Genomic DNA, 16,271 nt, shown 5'->3' on the forward strand with positions numbered 1-16,271 from the left:
TCGTCCGGCTCGGCGCGTCCGCCCGTGTCGACGACCGGAACTGCTCACTCGGTCGGCGTGGCCCGCCCGGCGTGAGGGTCGGGGTGCGGACGGCGCGGCTCGCGGACCCCGGCGGCGCCGTCGTCCACGGGTTCCGTGCGCACCACCAGGCTGTCCCACCGGTGCAGCACCGAGCCGGCGGCGGGTTCCTGCCCCACCACCCGGTACCGCCCCGGCCAGGTCAGCGCGCCCAGCGGTGGACCGTCCGGATCCGGCTGGGCCAGCTCCACGCCGGCGGTGTTCGCCACCCGGCGGGCCACCTGGACCTCCAGCCCCACGATCGACGGCACGAGCACCAGCTCAGCGGCGCGCTCCGTGCCGTCGCGTCCCTCGCCGTCCATGCCGTCACGGTCCCGCGTGGGCCCGCCTGTCGGCAAGGGCGTTCAGCGGGCGCGCTGGACCCGGCCCTCGTCGAACACCGGCTCGGGCACCTCGCGCACGTGCCCGTCCGCGCCGAACAGCAGGAACCGGTCGAACCTGCGGGCGAACCAGCGGTCGTGGGTCACCGCGACCACCGTGCCGTCGAAGGCGTCCAGCGCCTCCTCCAGCGACTCCGCCGACAGCACGTCGAGGTTGTCGGTCGGCTCGTCCAAGAGCAGCAGGGTGGCGCCGGAGAGCTCGAGCAGCAGCACCTGGAACCGGGCCTGCTGGCCACCGGACAGCGAGCGGAACACCTGGTCGCCAGAGGGGGCGAGCCCGTACCGGCGCAGCGCGGCCATCGCCCGGCCGCGGTCGACGCCCGGTCGCCCGTCCTCGCCGTGCCAGAGCAGGTCGACCAGCGTGCGGTCCAGCCACTCGGGGTGGGCGTGGGTCTGGGCGAAGAACCCGGGGACGACGCGCGCCCCGAGCCGCCAGTTCCCGGTGTGCGCGACCTCCTGGCCGGCCAGCAGGCGCAGGAAGTGCGACTTGCCGGCCCCGTTGGACCCCAGGACGGCGACCCGGTCGCCGTACTCGACCTCCAGGTCGAAGGCGCCCATCAGCCCGGACAGCTCCAGCTGCTCGGCGACCACCACCCGCACCCCGGTGCGACCACCCCGCAGCCGCATCGCCACGTGCTGCTCCTTCGGCGGCTCCGGCGGTGCGCCGGCCGCCTCGAACTTGGCCAGCCGGGTCTGCATCGCGTGGTAGGTCGAGGTCATGGCCGGGGAGTTCTTGGCCTGCTGCTGCAGGGTGCGGACCAGGTCGATGAGCCGCTCGTGCTCCTCGTCCCAGCGCTTGCGCAGCTCGGCCATCCGCTCGTGCCGGGCGGTGCGCGCCGCCGGGTAGCCGGCCCAGTCGCCGCCGTGCACCCACGCCGTCCCGCCCTCGACGGTGACCACCCGGTCGGCGACCCGGGCCAGCAGCTCCCGGTCGTGGCTGACGAACAGCACCGTCTTGCGGGTCTCGATCAGCCGCTCCTCCAGCCACCGCTTGCCGGGGACGTCGAGGTAGTTGTCCGGCTCGTCGAGCAGCAGCACCTGGTCGGGCCCGCGAAGCAGGCACTCCAGGGCCAGCCGCTTCTGCTCACCGCCGGAGAGGGTGTTCAGCTCGCGGTACTTGCAGCCGTCGTAGGGCACGCCGAGCGCGGCGACCGTGACGGTGTCCCAGGTGACCTCGACGTCGTAGCCGCCGACGTCGCCCCAGTGCGCCAGCGCGGTGGCGTAGGCCATCTGGGTCGGCTCGTCGTCGGCCTCCATCATCCGCAGCTCGGCGTCCTCGACGGCGTGCCAGGCCTGCCGGACGGCGGGCGGCGCGAGGTCGACGAGGAAGCGCTGGACGGTGGTGTCGTCGCGCACCGAGCCGATGAACTGACGCATGACGCCCAGCCCGCCGATCAGGGCGACCGAACCGGCGTCCGGCGTCAGGTCACCGCTGATGATCCGGAGCATCGTGGTCTTGCCGGCGCCGTTCTCCCCGACCAGCGCGGCGCAGGCGCCCTCCCCGATGCGGAAGGCGACGTCGTCGAGGAGCACCCGCCCGTCCGGCAGGGTGAACCGGATGCCGGTGACGTCGACGTAGCCCATGCCGACATCATCGCCGACGGCGCCACCCGGTTCCGGCCGGTCAGCCCACCGACCCCGCGAGGCGGTGCCGGGCGAGCCGCTCGACCAGCTCGGGCAGCGCTCCGGCGGGCGCGCCGCTGAGCTGCCGCCGGCACTCCTGCACCACGGGCCGGACCACCTGCGGTCGCTGCCCGAGCTCCTCGGCCAGCCGGCCGACGGCCAGCTCGACGGAGCGGTCGACGGAGCGGTCGACCGACGGGTCCGGTGTGACGGTGTGCAGCACGGCCGACGTCATCGTGGGCCCTCCGGTGCTCGTGCCCCGCGCGCCGCCGACCGGCCCGTCCCCCCGGGGTGCTGTTCCGGCACCAGGCTGCCCCGCCCCCGGCACACCCACCAGGGACCTAGGGCCCGGCCACGGAGGACCACCGAGGCGCTCGCCCTGCCGCGAGGGGCAGGTCAGCCGGAGAAGTCGTTCTCCCCGCGCGCGGTGCTGGCCACGGCGTCGACGTCCGGGTCGCCGTCCCTCACAGCACGCCGCTGAACAGCACCGCCCCGGCGGCCAGCAGCATCGCCGCCACGATGATCCCGGCGACCAGCCGCTGCCGACGTCGTCCCTCCGGGCCCAGGTTGCCCATCCCCATCATGCGAGCACGGTACGACGTCAGCCGACGGGGACGGACTCCCGCCGTTCCCGGAGGAACTCCCCGGCGGTCACCGGCGGGTAGCGGGTGGGCCCGGCCGCCGCGGTGGGCAGCCGCTCGACGACGGCGAGCGGATCGGCGTCCTGGCGCAGTGCGAGGGAGAGCAGCTCCTCGGCGGGGGCCTCGACCGGCGGCGGCAGCACCCGGTGCTCCGCGGAGCGCCAGCGGTCGCCGGTCCAGCGGGCCAGCAGGTCCCCGGCGTTGACGGTGAGCGCACTGGGCACGTGGGGTGCGTCGACCCATGCGCCGTCCGGCGTGCGGATCTGCAGTCCGCCCAGCCCGGCCTCGCGGTCGGTCAGCGTCAGGACGCCGTCATCGGTGTGCGGCCCGACCCGCAGCTGCCCCGGCGCCACCGATCCGACGGCCGCGCGTCCCGGGTGCCAGGTGAGGTCGGCGCACCAGGCGTCCGCGGGGCAGCGCGACACGAAGAAGTCGTCGTCCAGGTCCAGCGCCAGGGCGAGCACCCGCAGCAGCTCCGCGGCGAGCGCTGCGCAGCGGAGTGCGAAGGCAGTTGCGGCCGGCCGCAGGCTCGGGGTGCCCGCCGGCCAGGCACCGGGATAGCCCCGCGGCTGGGGCTCCGGGCCGAAGCCGAACTGCTCCTTGAGGTCCGGCGGCGGCGCGGACCTGCGGGCCGGACCGGGGGGCACCCAACCGCGCCCACCCGGGAAGCAGGCCAGCGCCGCCTTGACGGCCGGCGGCTGAGCGAAGAAGGACCGCGCCTCCTCCCGCACGCAGCAGGTGAGGGCGGAGCTGATCGGGTGGCCGGTGAGCATCAGCACGCCGACCTCGCACAGGGCCCGGTCGACGTCGGTGGCCACCCGCCGCCGGGCGTCCGGGTCACCGGCGGTCCACGGGGTCAGGTCGACCAGCGGGACGGCGGTCATCGGCTTCCTCTCCCCGGGGAGCCTGCGACGTTAGGGGCTCGTCGTTGCCTCCGGATGACGTCGCCGTGACAGTGCTGCAGGGTGAGGAGGTGTCCGAGTGTCCGACGCCCCGGCTGGTGCCGTTCGAGCCCGAGCTGCTGCCGCGGGTGCTGCCCTGGTTCGACCACCCGGTGGTGCAACGGCGCCTGGGCGGCCGCAGCTGGCCCGAGCGCGAGCTGGCGTTGCGCACCGCCGCCCGGGGCGAGGAGTTCCGCGGCCGGACCGTGCTGCGCGCGCACTCCTCCGTCGCGCTGGACGCCGACGGCGACCCGGTGGCGCTGATCGGCGGCGACGTCTACGACCGCTGGACGCAGTGGGACCCGGCCACCGGTCAGGTCACCGCCACCGACGAGCGCCGCACGATGGGCGCCGCGTACGTGGTCGACCCGGCCCGCTGGCGCCGCGGGTACGGGGCGGCGACGCTGCGGGCCCTGGGCGCGACCGACGCGCTGGCCGACGTCGAGCAGTTCGTGCTCGGGATCGAGCCGGACAACACCGCCAGCCTGCGGACCGCGACCGCGGTCGGGTTCGACCCGCTGACCACCGAGCCCGACGCCGAGGACATGGTCTACCTGCACCTCGTGCGCTGACCGGACCGTGCGCCGACCGGACCGTGCGCAGGCCCGCACTGTCGGCACCGGCTGCCAGGGTGTCGGCATGACGGTGGAGCTGGCCCAGCTGCGGATGGCGGCGCAGCGGCTGATCGGCGCACGGTGCGCGACCCCGGCCGAGGCGGTGCGCTGGTCGACCGCCGTCCAGGGGCAGGACCTGCCCGGTGCGCTGACCTCGGTCGCGCTGCGCACCGTCGGTGGCACGCGGGCCGCGGTCGACACCGCGCTGGACGCCGGCGAGGTGGTCCGTTCCTGGCCGATGCGCGGCACACTCCACCTCACCGCCGCCGAGGACCTGCCCTGGATGCTGGAGCTGCTCGGCCCCCGCGCGCTCGCCGGGGTGGAGAAGCGACGCGCCGTCGTCGGGATCACCGAGCCGGAGCTGGAGCGGGCCCGGGAGCTGGTGGTCACCGCACTGACCGGGGGCGGCCGGCTGAGCCGGCCGGACCTGCTGGCGGCGATCGCCGCCGGCGGGGTGCCCACCGCAGGCCAGCGCGGCTACCACGTGCTCTGGTACCTCGCCCAGACCGGGACGCTCGTGCTGGGCCCCATGGCGGCGGGTGACCAGCAGTTCGTGCTGCTGGCGGAGTGGGTGCCGTCCCCCCGTCGCCTCGAGCGCGAGGAGGCCCTCGGCGAGCTGGCGCGGCGGTTCTTCGCCTCGCACGGCCCGGCGACCGTCCAGGACCTGGTGCGCTGGGCCGGGGTGCTGGTCCGCGACGCCCGGACCGGGCTGGCGGTCGCGGCGCCCCAGCTGGAGCGCCTCGTCGTCGACGGCACGGAGCACTGGCTGGACCCGGCCACGCCCGACCGGCTGGCCGCCGCCCGCGCCGAGGCCGACGGGGTGCACCTGCTGCCCGGCTTCGACGAGCTGGTGCTCGGCTACGCCGACCGCAGCTGCACCGTGCCGGCCGAGTTCGCCGACCGGATCGTGCCCGGCAACAACGGGGTGTTCCGGCCCACCGCGGTGCACCGGGGTCGCGTCGTGGGCGTCTGGCGGGTGGGCCGGGGCAAGGCGCGGGCGATCGACCTGGAGCCGTTCACCGAGCTGCCCGCGGCGGTGCTGGCCGCGGTGCAGGAGCGGTACGCCGAGCTGCCCTGAGCTGGTCCGGCCGGGGTTGCGCGCGGCCACGCCGGGGGAAGGACAGGCCATGGAGTACACGCGTCTGGGCAGCACCGGCCTGCAGGTGTCCCGCCTCTGTCTCGGGATGATGAGCTTCGGCGACCCCGCCCGCGGCGGTCACCCGTGGAGCCTGCCCGAGGAGGAGAGCCGGGCCGTCATCGAGAAGGCGCTCGCCGCCGGGATCACCTTCTTCGACACCGCGAACGTCTACTCGGCCGGCTCCAGCGAGGAGATCACCGGCCGCGCGATCCGCGACTTCGCCGACCGGGAGGACGTCGTCCTGGCGACGAAGGTGCACGGCCGGATGCGGCCGGGGCCGAACGGCGCGGGGCTCTCCCGCAAGGCCGTCCTGGCCGAGCTCGACGCCAGCCTCACCCGGCTGGGCACCGACTACGTCGACCTGTACCAGATCCACCGCTGGGACCCGGCCACGCCGATCGAGGAGACGCTGGAGGCCCTGGACTCGGCGGTGCGCTCGGGGAAGGTGCGCTACCTCGGCGCCTCCAGCATGTGGGCCTGGCAGTTCAGCAAGGCGCTGCACCGGGCCGGCGAGCACGGCTGGCACCGGTTCGTGTCCATGCAGGACCACTACAACCTGCTCAACCGCGAGGAGGAGCGGGAGATGCTGCCGCTCTGCGCCGACGAGGGCATCGGGGTGATCCCGTGGAGCCCGCTGGCCCGCGGCCGGCTGACCCGCGACTGGGACTCCCAGACCAACCGGTCGGAGACCGACGAGTTCGGCAGCAGGCTCTACAACGACGAGGACCGGGTGATCGTCGAGCGGGTGGCCGAGGTCGCCGAGGCCCGCGGGGTGCCCCGGGCGCAGGTCGCCCTGGCCTGGGTGCTCAGCAAGCCGGTGGTGACCGCGCCGATCGTCGGCGTCACCAAGGACCGCCACCTGGACGACGCGGTCGCGGCGGTGGAGCTGCGGCTGTCGGAGGAGGAGATCGCCCGGCTCGAGGAGCCCTACACCCCGCACGCGGTGGTCGGCTTCTCCTGAGCCGTGGGTGGGCCAGCCCGGCGGCGGGCCGGCTCAGGCCGGCAGGCCCACCAGCCGCGCCGACAGCTCCCACAGCTCGCGGGCCCGGACGTCGTCCCGGGCCGACGGGGCCGTCCAGGCCGGCGAGCGGTCCGCGTGGTGGCGGCCGTTGCGCCAGCCGCCGTCCGCGGTGGCCAGCCACACCAGGGTGTCCGCGCCCTGGGCCGGCGTCCGCATGAAGGCGGTCAGCGGCGTCCGGAACACCAGGCCGGTGACGCCGCCGGAGGCCGTCCCGAAGGACGAGGCCACCGCGCCCGGGTCGAAGCACGTCGCGCTGACCTCCGGGGCCCACCGGCGGGCCAGCTCCCGGGTGAACAGCACGTTGCACCACTTCGCCCGGGCGTAGGCGCGGCTGGCGAGGTGGGGGCCGACCCGGTCGAGCAGGTGCCCGCGCCGGGCGCCGCCGGCCCAGTGCATGAACGACGAGGTGGTCACCACCCGCGCCCTCGACGCGCGCAGCTGCTCCTCCAGCAGCCGGGTGAGCAGGTAGGGCCCGAGGTGGTCGACCTGGGAGGTCCGCTCGTGGCCGTCCTCGGTCAGCTCCCGCCGGGCGAAGGAGGCGCCGGCGTTGTGCGCGAGGACGTCGATCCGGGGCAGTTCGGCCAGCTCGGCGGCCAGCCGCCGGACGTCGTCCAGCCGGGCGAGGTCGACGGTCGCCGACCGGGCGCCGTCCAGCTCGGCGGCGACCGCGGCGGTCTTCTCCGGCGACCGACCGACCACCACCACCTCGGCGCCGCTGCGGTGCAGCCGGCGGGCCGCCGCCGCACCGATGCCGTCGCTGGCCCCGGTGACGACGACCACCGGGGCCGGACCCGCGGTCAGGACCTCGGCTCGACGAGCACGACCGGGATCTCCCGGTCGGTCCTGCGCTGGTACTCCGCGTAGTCGGGGAACGCCGCGACCGCCCGCTCCCACCACACGGCCTTCTCCTCGCCGGTGACCTCACGGGCCACGCCGTCCCACACGCGGTCACCGTCCTGGACGGTGACCTGGTCGGGGTGGGCCGTGAGGTTGAAGTACCAGGTCGGGTGCTTCGGTGCGCCGCCCTGGGAGGCGACCATCGCGTAGACGCCGTCGTGCTCGACCTTCATCAGCGGGTTCTTGCGGACCTTGCCGCTCGTGGCGCCGCGGGTGGTGAAGACGACGACCGGCTCGGTGCGCCCGGGCAGGGTGTTGCCCTCCCGGCCACCGGTGCGCTCGTACACCTCCACCTGGTCGCGGACCCACTTCTCCGGACTCGGCTCGTACTCACCTTCCAGCGGCATGGACCGACCCTAGGACCGCGGCCGGCGCCGCGCCCGCGGGCCGGGTGCGGCGGCGGCGGTCACCCGACGAGGGCCTGCTCCGCGGCCTCGACCTCGGCGTTCCAGGCCGGCTTCTCGGACTGCCAGCGGTCCTCGGTCCGCCCCCGCCGCCAGTAGCCGGAGATGGAGGTGAGCTCCGGCGCCAGCCCGCACTGCGCACGCAGGTGCAGCCGCAGCTCCCGGACCAGCCCGGCCTCGCCGTGGACGAAGAGGTGCCCGGCGCCCTCCGGGAGGGGCTGCGCCCGGACGACGGCGACCAGTGCCTCCCCCGGCAGCTGCGCGCCACGATGGACCCAGGTGAGCTGCACGCCCTCGCCGAGCACCAGGTCGGACTGCTCCTCCTCGGGTCCGGCGACCTCCACGAAGACCAGCGCCCGCGCGCCGGCGGGCAGCCGGGTCAGCGACGCCCCGATCGCCGGCAGTGCGCTCTCGTCGCCCACCAGCAGGTGCCAGTCGGCGTCCGGGCTGGGCAGGTAGGCGCCCCCGGGGCCGAACATCTGGATCCGGTCGCCAGGGGCGGCCTGCGCCGCCCACGGCCCGGCGAGGCCCACGTCCCCGTGGTGCACGAAGTCGATGGTCAGCTCGCCGGTCTCGGGGTCCCAGCTGCGCACGGTGTAGGTGCGGGTGACCGGCCAGAGCTCGGACGGCAGCTCGGCACGCACCTGCTCGGCGTCGAACGGCGCGGCGTAGGGCGCGCCCGGGGGCGGGAAGAGGAGCTTCACGTAGTGGTCGCTGAACTCCCCGACCGGCATCCCGGCCAGCCCTTCACCACCCAGCACGACGCGGATCATGTGCGGCGTCACCCGGTGGGTGCGCAGCACCTCCCCCACCCGTGCCACCCGCGGCCGCCGCGGCCGGCTCTCTGTCGCGCTGCTCATCACGCCTCCTGACCTCATCGCTGCCGAAGGAAGGGCAGCCTTCCCTCATCGGGCGCGAGCCTACGCGGCGTGCCGATCGGACCCTGCCGGCGAGAAGGGCCGTTCCTGCAGCTCATCGCAGAGAGTCGTCTTCGACATGAGCAATTCACCGACCATCGTTTGACCTGACCGATCACACGGGTACCAGGTGCTCCGACGGAACGGCGCCCCACCGAGACGTCGGTGGGACCTCCGAAACGCCACGCTCATGGGCACCTGAGGTGCCTGCACGCCGTCCCGCAGCCTGGTGCTGCCGTGTCGGCCATCTCGCGATGGCCTCGGCAGTGCTCTCGTGCGGACGGGGTCGACCGGGCACGGAGGCCCAGCAGAACCCAGACCCACAGCACCACCACAGACCCGACGCACGACGAGGAGGAACGATGACCCACTCCATCGACACCCCGACGCAGTCACCCCCCGACAGCGGGCAGGACGCCTCCACCAAGGACGTCGCCAAGGACCAGGCCAAGAACGTCGGCCAGAGCGCGAAGCAGTCCGGTGGCCAGGTCGCAGCCACGGCGACCGACCAGGCCAAGGAGGTCACCCAGGAGACCATGCGCCAGGCGCAGGACCTCCTGGGCCAGGGCCGCCAGCAGCTGCAGGAGCAGGCCCGCACCAGCACGACCAAGGCCGGCGAGGGGCTCGGCCAGGTCGCCCAGCAGCTGCGGGGCATGGCCGAGGGCAGCGGCGAGGCTCCGTCCGGCCCGGCCGCCGACCTGGTCCGCCAGGCCGGTGAGAAGGTCGACGAGGTGGCCAGCTGGCTGCAGAACCGCGAGCCGGCCGAGCTGGTCGACGACGTGCGCAGCTTCGCCCGCCGTCGTCCCGGCGTCTTCATGCTCGGTGCGGCTCTCGCGGGCGTCGTCGCCGGCCGGCTGACCACCGGCGTGGCGGCTGCCCACAAGGACAACGGCAGCTCCGGCAGCAACGACCGGTCCGGCCGCACCTCCCCCGGCGTCGAGGCCACCGCTCGGCGCGAGTCCACCGACACGAACTACGTCGCCACCCCGCCGGCCACCGGGTACGCCACCGAGGGCTACGCGGCTCCTGCGACCACCGGCACCGTGCCGCCCCCGCCGTACGGCACCGCGGGCACCGCCGAGCCGACCACCACCGGCTGGGACGACACGACCACCCGGGAGGGACGGCTGTGACCTCTCCCACCGCCGGCCAGCCCGGTACCGGCTATGCCCCGGACGCCGGCGTCGGCTACACCCCGGACGCCTACGGCAACACGACCCAGCCGCTCAGTGGTGCTTCCCCGGTCGGCGGGGACTCCGCCGGCCATGAGCAGAAGACTTCGGTCGGTGACCTGATCGGTCAGGTCAGCCGGGACATGTCCACGCTGATGCGCCAGGAACTCGAGCTGGCCAAGGCCGAGCTCAAGCAGGAGGCGAACGAGGCCACCACCATCGCGAAGGAAGAGGTCGGCAAGGCCACCGCCATCGCGAAGGAAGAGGCCAACAAGGCCACCACCATCGCGAAGGAGGAGGCGACCAAGGCCGGCAAGGGCGCCGGGATGCTCGGTGGCGCGGCCTTCGCCGGCGCCCTGCTCGTGGTGTTCCTGAGCCTGGCCGCCATGTGGGGCCTCGCCTACCTGTTCGACAACATCGCGTGGGCAGCGCTGGTCGTGGCCGTCATCTGGGGCCTCATCGCCGCCGTACTGGCCGCGATGGGCCGCAAGAAGCTCAAGCAGGTCGACCCCAAGCGGCTCAAGCAGGTCGACCCGAAGCGGGTCACGCAGGTGGACCTCAGCCGGTTCAAGTCGATCAACCCCAAGCCCGAGCAGACGGTGGAGACCCTCAAGCAGGTCCCCGACGCCGTCAAGCCCCACTGACCGGACAGGAGACAGACATGACCAGCAGTGACCCGGACGTGATCCGACGCGAGATCGAGGACACCCGCGCCAACCTCAGCTACGACGTCGACGCCCTGAACGACAGGGTGAACCCCTCTCGGGTGGTCGACCGTCGCGTCAGCAAGGCGAAGAGCAGCGTGGGCGGGATGAAGGAGAAGGTCTTCGGCACCGCCCACGACAAGGGCGGGCAGATGAGCTCGAAGGCCTCTGACGCGGCCGGCAGTGCTCAGCACGCCGCCTCGGGCGCGAAGGACTCCCTCCAGCACGCCCCGGAGCAGCTCCAGCGTCAGGCCCAGGGCAACCCCCTGGCCGCCGGCCTGATCGCCTTCGGCGTGGGCTGGCTCGTCTCCTCCCTGCTGCCCACCAGCGAGAAGGAGAAGCAGCTCGCCTCGCAGGCCGAGTCCGCCATCAAGGAGCACTCCGAGCCGCTCAAGGAGCAGGCCAAGGAGCAGGCGAAGAACGTGGCCCAGGAGATCGGCGAGAACCTGAAGCCGGCCGCCACGAGTGCTGCGGGGTCGGTCATGTCGACGGCCATGGAAGGCGCGAAGAACGTCAAGGACGAGAGCAAGAACGCTGCGCAGGACGTCAAGGGCGAGGCCCAGGGCTCCAAGCAGAAGGTCCAGGGGCAGGCTTCCTCCTCCTGACCCACGGCACAGCACGACACAACGAGGCCCGGTCCCCCATGGGGGGCCGGGCCTCGTCGTCGGATGCAGCTGTCTTCCCCAGGACCTGCTCGGCCCTGGCCCTTCCAGCAGGAACGCCACGGGGGCGCCCCTGCCGATGATCGTCGTCAGGTGGTCGGTCCTGGACCCTTGATCGGGCCCACCGCCCCGGAGGGGTGAGCCGCGGGGCTCACACGAAGGCGCTCATCCCGGTGATCGAGCGGCCGACGATGAGGGTGTTCATCTCCCGCGTGCCCTCGTAGGAGTAGAGGGCCTCGGCGTCGGCGAAGTACCGGATGACGTCGTTCTCCAGGACGATCCCGTTCCCGCCGAACAGCTCACGGGCCCAGGCGACGGTCTCCCGGCCACGGCTGGTGACGTAGCTCTTGGCCAGCGCGGCCTGGTCGTCGCGCAGGTCGTCGGTCTCCTGTAGCTGGGACAGCCGGACGGTCATCCCCAGGCTGGCGGTGACGTTGCCCAGCATCCGGGCGAGGAGGTCCTGGATCAGCTGGAACGAGCCGATCGCCTTGCCGAACTGGTGACGCTCCTTGGCGTAGGCGACGGCCACCTCGTAGGCGCCCAGCTGGCAGCCGACGCCGCTCCAGGCCACCCCGCCCCGGGTCACCTTGAGCACCTTGTTGACGTCCTTGAAGGAGTTGCCGTCCTCGAGCTTGTTGTCCGCCGGGATGCGGCAGTCGGTGAAGGTGAGGTCGGCGTTCTGCACCGTGCGCAGCGCGAACTTGTCCTCGATCTTCGTCGCCGTGAAGCCGGGGGTGCCCTTCTCCACGACGAAGGTCTTCACCTGGTCGTCGGCCTCGTCGCGGGCGAAGACCACCACGACGTCGGCGAAGGTGCCGTTGCCGATCCAGCGCTTGGCGCCGTTGAGCACCCACTCCTCGCCGTCCCGCCGGGCGGTCGTGCGCATGCCACGGGCGACGTCGGAACCGCCTTCCGGCTCGGTCAGCCCGAAGGCGCCGATCGTCTGCATCTGCATCATCGACGGGATCCAGCGCTGCCGCTGCTCCTCCGAACCGAGGATCATGATCGAGCCCATCGCCAGGCCGTTGTGCACGCCCAGGAAGGTGGCCATCGACGGGTCGACCCGGGACAGCTCCATCGCCTGGAAGCCGGTGTAGAGCCGAGAGGCGCGGGGCCGGCCCTCCCAGTCGTAGGAGCGGCCGACGATGTCGGCCTCGGCGAACTTCGGGATCAGGTCGTGCGGGAACTCCGCGGAGGCCCAGGCGGCGTTGACCCGCGGCTTGATCTCCGACTCGAGGAACTCGCGGAGCGCCAGCAGTTCCTTCTGCTCGTCATCGGACAGCAGGGTCTGGAAACCGAAGAAGTCGGCGGGCAGGAGCAGATCGGTCATGGCGGCAGTGCCTTCTCTCTCGTCGTCGTCCTCGACGTCCTGCCCCCGATGCTCCGCCCGAACTCCCCACCCAGCCACCGAGGGTGTCCCAGCTCACCCCTGGTCGTGCCCGCCGAGGGCGCTGCCGCAGCGCGCGGCGGGTCAAGTGAGGGGGCGGGTGGTGGGCGGGAGGGTGCCGCCGGCGACGAGCTCGACGACGGCGTCCTGCAGCGCGGTCAACGCCACCCGCTGGGTGAACGGTCCGGTGGACACCCGGGCGACGCCGAGCTCGGCCAGCTCCCGTCCCGACGGGGAGACCCCCGGCACGCTCATCAGCGAGACCCGCCCGCGGCCGAGGCCGGCGACCAGCGCCTCGATCTCCGCCCGGGCCACCACGCCGGGCACGAAGACCACCTGCGCGCCGGCCGTCAGGTAGGCGCGCCCGCGGCGCACGGCGTCGGCGAGCAGCAGGTCGCGGTCGGCGCCGGGCTCGGCCAGCAGGAGGACGTCGGTGCGGGCGTTGAGCACGAAGTCGACCCCGGCGTCCCGGCCGGCGTGCAGCACCGCCTCGACCGCGGCGACCGCGTCGTCCAGCGGGCGGACCTGGTCCTCCAGGTTGCCGCCGACGACGCCCACCTCGATCGCCCGGCGGGCGGTCTCCCCCGGGTCGCCGTAGCCGGCCTCCAGGTCCATCGACACCGGCAGGTCCACGGCGGCGACGATCCGGCCGACCATGTCCAGGTGCAGGTCCAGCGGGATCTGCTCGCCGTCCGCGTGGCCGAACGTGGCCGCGATCGCATGGCTCGCGGTGGCCAGGGCGCGCACGCCCGGGGTGCTCGCCACGACCCGCGCGGAGGCGACGTCCCAGACGTTGGCGAGCACCAGGAGCTCGGGTGCCCGGTGCAGGTCGAGGAGGGCGCGGGCGCGGGAGGCGGGATCGGTCACGGGTGGAACGTAGCCAGCCGACAGCCCGTCGACCGGCGGGTTCCGGCCGTCACGGTCACCTGGTGCGGGGCAGTCCTGCGGGACCGCGCCCGCGCGCCTCTCTAGCCTGTCGGCATGGTCTCCCTGGGCACTCCGCTGTCTCCATCGGCCACCCGCGTGCTGCTGCTGGGCAGCGGCGAACTGGCCAAGGAGGTGCTGATCGCCCTGCAGCGCCTCGGGGTGGAGACCATCGCCGCCGACCGGTACGACGACGCCCCCGGCCACCAGGTCGCCCACCACGCCCGGACGCTGACGATGAGCGACCCGGCGCAGCTGCGGGCGCTGATCGAGGCAGAGCGGCCCGACGTCGTCGTCCCGGAGATCGAGGCGATCGCCACCCAGACGCTGGTCGAGCTGGAGGCCGAGGGGGTGCGCGTCGTCCCGACCGCGCGGGCCGCCCGGCTGACCATGGACCGCGAGGGCATCCGTCGGCTGGCCGCCGAGGACCTCGCCCTGCCCACCAGTGCCTACCGGTTCTGCGACTCGCTGGAGGAACTGCGGGCCGCCACCGCGGAGGTCGGCTTCCCGTGTGTGGTGAAGCCGGTGATGTCCAGCTCCGGCAAGGGGCAGAGCAAGCTCGACGGGCCGGACGACGTCGAGCCCGCGTGGGACCACGCGATGGCCGGTGGCCGGGTCGCCGGCACCCGGGTGATCGTCGAGGGCTTCGTCGACTTCGACTACGAGATCACCCTGCTGACGGTGCGCTCGCTTCGGGACGGGGAGACGGTCACCGCCTTCTGTGCGCCGATCGGCCACCGCCAGGAGGCCGGCGACTACGTGGAGAGCTGGCAGCCGCAGCCGATGTCGGCCGTGGCGCTGGACCGCGCGCAGGCGATCTCGGCGGCGGTGACCGCCGAGCTGGGCGGGCTGGGCGTGTTCGGCGTCGAGCTGTTCGTCCGTGGGGACGACGTGTGGTTCTCCGAGGTGAGCCCGCGGCCGCACGACACCGGCATGGTGACGATGACGACGCAGTGGCAGAACGAGTTCGAGCTGCACGCCCGCGCCCTGCTCGGCCTGCCGGTGGACACCGCGCTGCGCAACCCGGGCGCCTCGGCGGTCGTCTACGGCGGGGTGGAGGCCACCGGGATCACCTTCGACGGGGTCGACGAGGCACTGGCCCTCCCCGGGGTGGAGCTGCGGCTGTTCGGCAAGCCGGAGAGCTTCACCCGGCGGCGGATGGGCGTGGCGCTGGCCCGCGCCGAGGACGTCGACACCGCCCGGGCCACCGCCCGGGAGGCCGCCTCGCGGGTGCACCCCCGCGCCTGAGCCGCCCGCCGGCGTCCACAACGGGACGCCGGGTCCACAGCTGTCCGGGCACCGGCCGGCGCGGCTGGGGTGGGCCGCACCCTGGTCCACGGCACGCAGGCCCCCGCACGCACGAGGAGAGGACCGCCGATGACCGCCGACGAGGTGCTGATGCTGCTGCAGGCCGGCGGCCGGCTGGCCGCCGAGCCCGGGGTGCAGGCCGCCGAGCTCGACCCGGTCGTGGCGCGGCTGGTCCGCCGGGACACCGGCGTCGACAGCGACGGCCGGGCGCAGCAGGTGCTCACCGAGGCGCTGCCCCGGCTGTGGGAGGGCGGCTGGCAGCCGGCCGACGTCGTCCACGTCGCGCGCCGGCGGGTCAGCCAGCGCGGCGCCCGGCTGGTGGCCGCGGTGGTCGCCGCTGAGGCCGGCGCAGCGGCCGGGGCAGCGGCTGGGGCGCCGCCGGAAGCGTGGGCCGCCCAGTTGGCGGCGCTGCCCAGCGGGCACCGGTCGGTCACCGAGTGGTGGCAGGGCGAGCGGATCGAGCCGGCCGCCGCCTGGCGCGACGTGCTGCGGGTGATCGGGCTGTTCCGTGCACTGCCGCGGCTGGAGCAGTTGCTCCCCCCGCCCAGCGGCTGGTCGGCTGCGCTGTGGCCGGTCGAGGCGTCGGGCAGCGAGACGGACGGCAAGGTGCTGCACCGGATCCGGTCGTTGCTGGCCAAGGCCGAGTCCACCGAGTTCGCCGAGGAGGCCGAGGCGCTCACCGCCAAGGCGCAGTCGCTGATGGCCCGGCACGCCATCGACACGGCGGTGCTCGCGCAGCGGGGGAACGGCTCCCCAGCCGGCGTGGTCGCCCGGCGGCTGCACCTGGACGACCCGCACACCGAGGCGAAGGCGGCCGTGGTGCAGGCTGTCGGCACCGCGAACGGGGTCCGCGTGGTGCTGCTGCCCACCTTCGGCATCGCCACCCTGGTGGGCTTCCGGGACGACGTCGACCTGGTGGAGCTGCTGGTCACCTCACTGCTGCTGCAAGCGGCCCGGGCGCTGGCCGACGCGGCGCACAGCGGCGGGGCCCGCGCGCGGTCGACACCGTTCCGCCGCGGCTTCCTCTACTCCTTCGCCCAGCGGCTCGAGGAGCGGCTCACCCAGGCGCGCGAACAGGCGACCGCCGAGGCCCGGGCCGACTACGGCGCCGAGCTGGCGCCGGTGCTGGCCGCGCGGTCGGCCGAGGTCGACCGCGCGGTCGAGGAGCTCTTCCCGTCGCTGCGCCGCCGCGGCGGGAGCACGGTCGACCCGGCCGGCTGGCACGCCGGGCGACGTGCCGCCGACCAGGCGGACCTCGGGTCGGACCGCCGGTCCCTGCCGAGTGCGGCGGGGTCTCCCTAGATCAGGACGTCGAAGCTCGCGCCGAGGTCGCGGAGCAGCATCGCCTGCGCGGTCAGGTCGGTGGCCGTGGTGAGCCAGCCCGCCACGAACATCAGCGAGTCCGCCGGGGTGTCGTCCAGCGACGCCGTCGCCGCTGCCATCCCCGCCTGAGCCACTGC

The 16,271-nt window shown here is 74.2% G+C and carries 18 protein-coding genes; 8 read left to right on the plus strand and 10 right to left on the minus strand.

All coding sequences use genetic code 11. The features are described from left to right. Nucleotides 1-44: 44 nt before the first annotated feature. The 4 genes from O2W16_RS03585 to O2W16_RS03600 all read right to left on the minus strand — a co-directional run bounded on the left by O2W16_RS03585 (nt 45) and on the right by O2W16_RS03600 (nt 3,606). Complete coding sequence (locus O2W16_RS03585; RefSeq protein WP_269157415.1) at nt 45-380, minus strand: PASTA domain-containing protein; 336 nt, start codon at nt 378-380, stop codon at nt 45-47. A 42-nt stretch (nt 381-422) separates the two neighbouring features. Then, complete coding sequence (locus tag O2W16_RS03590; protein WP_269157416.1) at nt 423-2,042, minus strand: ABC-F family ATP-binding cassette domain-containing protein; 1,620 nt, start codon at nt 2,040-2,042, stop codon at nt 423-425. 40 nt (nt 2,043-2,082) lie between these two features. Beyond that, nucleotides 2,083-2,316, minus strand: a complete 234-nt coding sequence (locus O2W16_RS03595; protein ID WP_269157417.1) for a hypothetical protein — start codon at nt 2,314-2,316, stop codon at nt 2,083-2,085. A 366-nt stretch (nt 2,317-2,682) separates the two neighbouring features. Then, nucleotides 2,683-3,606 (minus strand): isopenicillin N synthase family dioxygenase, encoded by a 924-nt coding sequence (locus tag O2W16_RS03600; RefSeq protein WP_269157418.1) that lies wholly within the window; start codon nt 3,604-3,606, stop codon nt 2,683-2,685. Nucleotides 3,607-3,671: 65 nt separating this feature from the next. On the opposite strand from O2W16_RS03600, the gene O2W16_RS03605 reads away from it, so the two are divergent. The 3 genes from O2W16_RS03605 to O2W16_RS03615 all read left to right on the plus strand — a co-directional run bounded on the left by O2W16_RS03605 (nt 3,672) and on the right by O2W16_RS03615 (nt 6,376). Then, nucleotides 3,672-4,235: a GNAT family N-acetyltransferase gene (locus tag O2W16_RS03605; RefSeq protein ID WP_269157419.1), complete on the plus strand. Its 564-nt coding sequence runs from the start codon at nt 3,672-3,674 to the stop codon at nt 4,233-4,235. Nucleotides 4,236-4,302: 67 nt separating this feature from the next. After that, nucleotides 4,303-5,355 carry a winged helix DNA-binding domain-containing protein gene (locus O2W16_RS03610; RefSeq protein ID WP_269157420.1) on the plus strand — a complete coding sequence of 351 codons (1,053 nt, stop codon included), beginning with the start codon at nt 4,303-4,305 and terminating at the stop codon, nt 5,353-5,355. Nucleotides 5,356-5,404: 49 nt separating this feature from the next. Then, complete coding sequence (locus tag O2W16_RS03615) at nt 5,405-6,376, plus strand: aldo/keto reductase (protein ID WP_269157421.1); 972 nt, start codon at nt 5,405-5,407, stop codon at nt 6,374-6,376. 33 nt (nt 6,377-6,409) lie between these two features. On the opposite strand, the gene O2W16_RS03620 is transcribed toward O2W16_RS03615, so the two are convergent. The 3 genes from O2W16_RS03620 to O2W16_RS03630 are packed head-to-tail and all read right to left on the minus strand — an operon-like array spanning nt 6,410 to nt 8,597. After that, entirely contained in the window at nt 6,410-7,216 is an 807-nt protein-coding gene (locus tag O2W16_RS03620; RefSeq protein ID WP_269157422.1) for an SDR family NAD(P)-dependent oxidoreductase, read from the minus strand. Nucleotides 7,217-7,233: 17 nt separating this feature from the next. Next, nucleotides 7,234-7,680, minus strand: coding sequence for a nitroreductase family deazaflavin-dependent oxidoreductase (locus O2W16_RS03625; protein ID WP_269157423.1), 447 nt, complete (start codon nt 7,678-7,680; stop codon nt 7,234-7,236). Between the two features lie 59 nt (nt 7,681-7,739). Then, the gene (locus O2W16_RS03630; RefSeq protein WP_269157424.1) at nt 7,740-8,597 is read right to left on the minus strand and encodes a siderophore-interacting protein; all 858 of its coding nucleotides are present in this window, start codon (nt 8,595-8,597) and stop codon (nt 7,740-7,742) included. 419 nt (nt 8,598-9,016) lie between these two features. Here O2W16_RS03630 and O2W16_RS03635 point away from each other — a divergent pair, with 419 nt between their 5' ends. The 3 genes from O2W16_RS03635 to O2W16_RS03645 are packed head-to-tail and all read left to right on the plus strand — an operon-like array spanning nt 9,017 to nt 11,135. Beyond that, nucleotides 9,017-9,787, plus strand: a complete 771-nt coding sequence (locus tag O2W16_RS03635) for a hypothetical protein (RefSeq protein WP_269157425.1) — start codon at nt 9,017-9,019, stop codon at nt 9,785-9,787. After that, complete coding sequence (locus O2W16_RS03640) at nt 9,784-10,470, plus strand: phage holin family protein (RefSeq protein WP_269157426.1); 687 nt, start codon at nt 9,784-9,786, stop codon at nt 10,468-10,470. The genes O2W16_RS03635 and O2W16_RS03640 overlap by 4 nt, the downstream gene beginning before the upstream one ends. A gap of 17 nt (nt 10,471-10,487) precedes the next feature. Beyond that, complete coding sequence (locus O2W16_RS03645; protein WP_269157427.1) at nt 10,488-11,135, plus strand: DUF3618 domain-containing protein; 648 nt, start codon at nt 10,488-10,490, stop codon at nt 11,133-11,135. A gap of 208 nt (nt 11,136-11,343) precedes the next feature. Here O2W16_RS03645 and O2W16_RS03650 read toward each other — a convergent pair whose 3' ends face one another. Further along, a complete protein-coding gene (locus O2W16_RS03650; RefSeq protein WP_269157428.1) occupies nt 11,344-12,522 on the minus strand; it encodes an acyl-CoA dehydrogenase family protein in 1,179 nt (392 codons plus the stop codon). 141 nt (nt 12,523-12,663) lie between these two features. Further along, nucleotides 12,664-13,446 (minus strand): isocitrate lyase/PEP mutase family protein, encoded by a 783-nt coding sequence (locus O2W16_RS03655; RefSeq protein ID WP_269157429.1) that lies wholly within the window; start codon nt 13,444-13,446, stop codon nt 12,664-12,666. Between the two features lie 114 nt (nt 13,447-13,560). Here O2W16_RS03655 and purT point away from each other — a divergent pair, with 114 nt between their 5' ends. Together purT and O2W16_RS03665 are read left to right on the plus strand one after the other, a co-directional pair. Beyond that, entirely contained in the window at nt 13,561-14,751 is a 1,191-nt protein-coding gene (purT, locus tag O2W16_RS03660; protein WP_269157430.1) for a formate-dependent phosphoribosylglycinamide formyltransferase, read from the plus strand. Nucleotides 14,752-14,880: 129 nt separating this feature from the next. Further along, a complete protein-coding gene (locus O2W16_RS03665) occupies nt 14,881-16,113 on the plus strand; it encodes a DUF2786 domain-containing protein (protein WP_269157431.1) in 1,233 nt (410 codons plus the stop codon). Here O2W16_RS03665 and O2W16_RS03670 read toward each other — a convergent pair. Then, on the minus strand, nt 16,110-16,253 hold the full coding sequence (locus O2W16_RS03670) for a hypothetical protein (RefSeq protein WP_269157432.1): 144 nt from the start codon (nt 16,251-16,253) through the stop codon (nt 16,110-16,112). The two genes, O2W16_RS03665 and O2W16_RS03670, sit on opposite strands and share 4 nt — an antisense overlap. Nucleotides 16,254-16,271: the final 18 nt, after the last annotated feature.

The sequence above is a fragment of the Modestobacter sp. VKM Ac-2984 genome (assembly GCF_026967985.1).
Taxonomy (GTDB): Bacteria; Actinomycetota; Actinomycetes; order Mycobacteriales; family Geodermatophilaceae; genus Modestobacter.